Here is a 4,322-nt window from a genome sequence, read left to right on the forward strand (position 1 = left end):
GACGAAAGAAATGCCTGTGAGCAGCACCAGAAATTAGGTGTAAATCGTTTTGCCAGTCGGTGAAAGGGAGAATCAGCTTCCGAATTCGCCCTTCACGTTTCTGATGATGTTGTTTGATAAATGGTTCCGATAGTCCATAAAAGATGGTTCATAATAGATTTAGATGAAAAACCTTCGGATTTGTAAGGCGGGGTCGCTGAGACGGTACCGCCTAGTTTTATCAGCGTGCGCCTAACGATCGAGATCACATTCTCCCTCGCGCGCGAAGAAGTCTTGCCCTGCGAAGACTATGATCGGTTGGACAGGCCCGGCGTATATCGCGTACTTCCGTAGTTTTTCTTCGGAATATCCGTATTAAAAATACGGGCAAATTGACCAATTTGCTAAGCTACTTTATCATGTGTTTCAAATAGACTCAGAAAGCAGAGGAGCCGTGCCATGCTCAAGAAGTTTTCGGTTTCAAATTTCAAGTGCTTCAATAAGCGAATTACATTTGATCTATCCGATCCCGCCAACTATTCATTCAATCAACAGGTAATTCAGGATGGCATTAAGGCAAAGGGCATCATATATGGTGCGAATGGCAGTGGAAAGTCCAATTTCGCCCTCGCGATATTCGACATTGTTCTGCATCTGACCGACAAGGAAAAGCTGCTCAAAAAATACTCGCCATACCGGTGCCTTAATTCAAAGAGTTCAATTACAGAGTTTCAATACGATTTTGTCTTCGACAATATCGAGGTCGTATACCGCTACGGGAAAACCGACCCACAGACGCTTGTATACGAGAGTCTGTACATTGCTGGCGTGGAGGTCTTGAGCTACAGGTTCGACGCTCAAACGGGCCATGTTGACCTGCCGGGCGCCGAGTTCCTCTCGCTTTCTACCGATCTCCCCACTGAGTCCGACAGGCTGTCGCGTGTCAAATATGTCAAGAGCAATGCAATACTGCGAGATGAGCCGTCTGCCAGGGCGTTTAGAGCCTTCACCTCCTTTGTCGACAACATGCTCATGTTCTACTCGCTCGATGAGCGTGGATATCAGGGGCTTTCGGTTGGCTCGGATATCTTTACCCAGGGCATTATTCGCGAAGGAAAGATGGAGGACTTCCAAGAATTCTTGCGCCAGCAGGGAATCTCCCTGAACCTCGTATCCGTGGACGTGAATGGAGTTCCCGAGCTTTATTGCAGGTTCGAGGGCGGTACCGTTCCGTTTGCGTCGGTCGCCTCGACAGGCACCATGTCACTTGCTCTGTACTACTACTGGTATATCAAGATGAGCAAGGCTTCCTTGGTCTTTATCGATGAATTCGATGCCTTTTATCACTTTGAATTGTCCCGGTCGATCGTGGAGATGCTACGGGACCTTGAGGGTGTCCAGGTTTTCATTACGACGCACAACACGGACCTTTTGACGAACGACCTCATGCGTCCCGATGTCTATTTCATTCTCAAGGAGGGGGAGATTCGCTCGCTGGAAAAGCTAACACCCAAGGAGCTCAGATTGGCGCATAACCTCCAGAAGATGTTTAAGGCCGGTGCTTTCGATGGCTAGCCCGGTCACGCTCTTCATCGTTGAAGGAGAGTCGCGTGACCTGCGCTTTGCGGAGAAGATGAAGGATCTTTTTCTGAAAGGGAGAGATGACCTGAGGGTGATCTGTCTGCCAGCGGCGCAGAACATCTACATGCTTTACGAGCGGCTTGCAGAGGAGGACTTCGATCTGGATGTTGTGGAGGTACTGAGAGAAACGGTGCCTTCTGCTGCAAAATGTCTAGAGGGCGTGGAGAGGGATTCTGTTGATGAGGTCTTTCTCTTCTTTGACTACGACTCTCATCAGAACAATGCGCCTGGATGCGAGTCCGATGCCCTTGTGGAGGCGATGCTCCTCGCATTCGATAACGAGCACGAGAGCGGAAAGCTCTATATAAGCTACCCGATGGTCGAGGCACTGTACGATTATCGCGCAGGGCAGTGCCAGGCGCATTCAGGCTGTTTTGTTGACAACTCGGAAATCGCTCAATATAAAAATAAGTCGGGAGAGGGAAACGTTAACGTGGGGAAGCACATGGAGCTTCCCCAATGGAAAGATGCAATCGCTGCCTTCGTATTGAGATGCAAGTGCCTGCTCGGTCTCGATGAGGTTTCATTTGAGACGTATCGAGAGCTGGTTACGGTCGATGCGATCTTCCGCGAGGAGAAAAGGATGCGGATCGAGGACGGTTCGGTGTTTGTGCTATCGGCTTTTCCAGAGTTTCTGCTCGACTATTTCGGTGATAAGTTCTTTAATTCCATGGCTCCGATGCGCCACCTTAAGTTCGATGATTGCCCCCGAGGAAATGGATGAGACGCAATTAATCTCGCGGGTACAGGTTCTCCTGTCTAAATTGTGAACTCGCCATAAGAGACGTTGTTGGCCATGCCCCGGACAGCATCCAGTCGATGATGTTCTCTTGCCTGATGCCGCCGCGACCTCCCACGTCAACGCGGTCGAGCGTGAGCGGGGTCTTCGGATAGTTGTTCCGAATCGCCTGCAGCGGCGCGAGCTCGGGAAAGTACCTCACTATCAGCTTCCCCCACTCCGACTTCGGGTTCACGCAGGTGATGTGGAACCCGTTAAGCCCAGCTTGGACAAGCTGTTAGGAGACTGGCATTTCGCCTGCGTCGATCTCGAGAGGATCGGCGACAAGGTTGCGAACAAGGACTGGAAAGGTCATTATGAGGGGTAAATAAGATGACAGACAACACGTATTCGGGAACTCTAAAATTCAAAGATGTTGATTTTGTCTTTGTGTTCGATGGCTCTGAGCTTGTTCTCATCCCGCCCAAAGAACGCAAGAATGACATTATGTGGGGTTGGCTAAAAAAAGAAATTTGCCCCGGTGTGTATACATCCGGCGACCCTTTGACTGTTGATGTGCCTTATCTTGACGGCTTCTGCAACGAGACAAGCAAGCGATTGATCTTTTTGACCAGGGAGGAATCGACTGTCGGAAGTCGAAATTCGACTCTGTATATCAACGTTGCTGGGTATCTGGAATGTAGCCCGAATACCAATGGTTTTTGCAGGATGACTCTATCCGGCAGGGCCTTGAATTACATTCATCCGGTTAATAGGGCATTCTCGCAGGTATTTGATTCTGACGACCTTACAGAAAAGGGAATCATCTCTATCAGGACAAATGGATTCGACAGAACTTCGACCGTGAAGAGAGCATTTCGCTTTGAGGGCAGAGATATCGCGGCGTATTTCTCAGTTGGGTGGACATGCAGTATGAAAATTAGTACTCCACCCATCACCCTTAATTCCAGCATGATTTTCGAGTTTGATGAAACGGACGATTACTGGTTTTTCTATCGCCTGTGGCATGCAGCAGAAGACTTCCTCAAATATCTGACATTCAGCAAAAACGCACTAATTGAGGATTGCAGCCTGCAGGCTATGTACGACGACTCGCATTACCCCAGCACAGCTGAATTCAAGCTAGCGAGATCCTCAGAGCCATTTGATACCAAGCCTCTTGAAAAAGGTCGATATATTCAGCTGTCTTTGCTGGACCCGTATGAGATTAAAATGTTTGGAGCGATTGCAGACGGAGAAATCTACCTAAGGCATATTCCTGAAACATACGAAAAGGGACATACGCTCGATGCATCGGACTTCGTGCTGACTTCCGCAGCATTTGAATGGGAATTTGACCAAGCGTATCCAAGCGGAGTTGTCAAATCAGAAGCTCGAGTGGCTGCTGAGCAACGAGCATCAGCTCAGATGGATGAATGCATTAACCAAAGCTCCGGAAAAGCTAAAAAGATATTGAAATATGCAAAGAAGAGCATCGGCTTTAGCAATCTGGAATCGAAGATAGTACAGGCTGGTCGAGATTTTCATGAAATGATTGGGGTATTTGGGGAAGGTCTATACAAAAGGAATGATGAGGAATTTTCCTACGAAGTCATTGGAAGCAGGCTGGCTGAGCAAAGAAATGACTTTGCCCATGGAAACATTGACAAGGATTTCAAAGGTGCTGCCATTCTTGATTTGCTGCTTCTACGCTATCTTGTCTATGCAATGCAGCTGAAGCGCATCGGTGTCTCAGCTGCAAATACTCGCAGAGCGATAAATGAGCTATTTGGCTTAATGTATTACCTCCCTGCAGAAGACGGTGACACAGAGACGGTGGCCAAGAACACTGAGATAAATGAGCCGAACAACGAAACCGAAGGCAATGCAGACGAAATCGTAGAGGCGGAATAGAATGGTTCCCGACTGCTGACGCTCCTATTTGGCAAGGTGTTTTTTAGAATCCATTTTGCGCTCGGCCTCG

3 protein-coding genes are annotated in these 4,322 nt (G+C 48.5%); all 3 read left to right on the top strand.

Annotated features, from left to right (window positions below):
• Window positions 1–438: 438 nt before the first annotated feature.
• The 3 genes from JMJ97_RS09345 (at window position 439) to JMJ97_RS09355 (ending at window position 4,252) form a co-directional block, all read left to right on the top strand.
• The gene (locus JMJ97_RS09345; protein WP_260700092.1) at window positions 439–1,554 is read left to right on the top strand and encodes an AAA family ATPase; all 1,116 of its coding nucleotides are present in this window, start codon (window positions 439–441) and stop codon (window positions 1,552–1,554) included.
• Complete coding sequence (locus tag JMJ97_RS09350; protein WP_117743949.1) at window positions 1,547–2,344, top strand: hypothetical protein; 798 nt, start codon at window positions 1,547–1,549, stop codon at window positions 2,342–2,344. Before JMJ97_RS09345 ends, JMJ97_RS09350 begins: the two co-directional genes overlap by 8 nt.
• Before the next feature lie 387 nt (window positions 2,345–2,731).
• Entirely contained in the window at window positions 2,732–4,252 is a 1,521-nt protein-coding gene (locus tag JMJ97_RS09355; RefSeq protein WP_260700093.1) for a hypothetical protein, read from the top strand.
• Window positions 4,253–4,322: the final 70 nt, after the last annotated feature.

It is taken from the genome of Collinsella aerofaciens (assembly GCF_025289055.1).
Taxonomy (GTDB): domain Bacteria; phylum Actinomycetota; class Coriobacteriia; order Coriobacteriales; family Coriobacteriaceae; genus Collinsella.

What these genes read in the sequence shown, in the direction of transcription:
- JMJ97_RS09345 (WP_260700092.1), top strand. Translation starts at nt 439, where the DNA reads ATGCTCAAGAAGTTTTCGGTTTCAAATTTCAAGTGCTTCAATAAGCGA.
- JMJ97_RS09350 (WP_117743949.1), top strand. Translation starts at nt 1,547, where the DNA reads ATGGCTAGCCCGGTCACGCTCTTCATCGTTGAAGGAGAGTCGCGTGAC.
- JMJ97_RS09355 (WP_260700093.1), top strand. Translation starts at nt 2,732, where the DNA reads ATGACAGACAACACGTATTCGGGAACTCTAAAATTCAAAGATGTTGAT.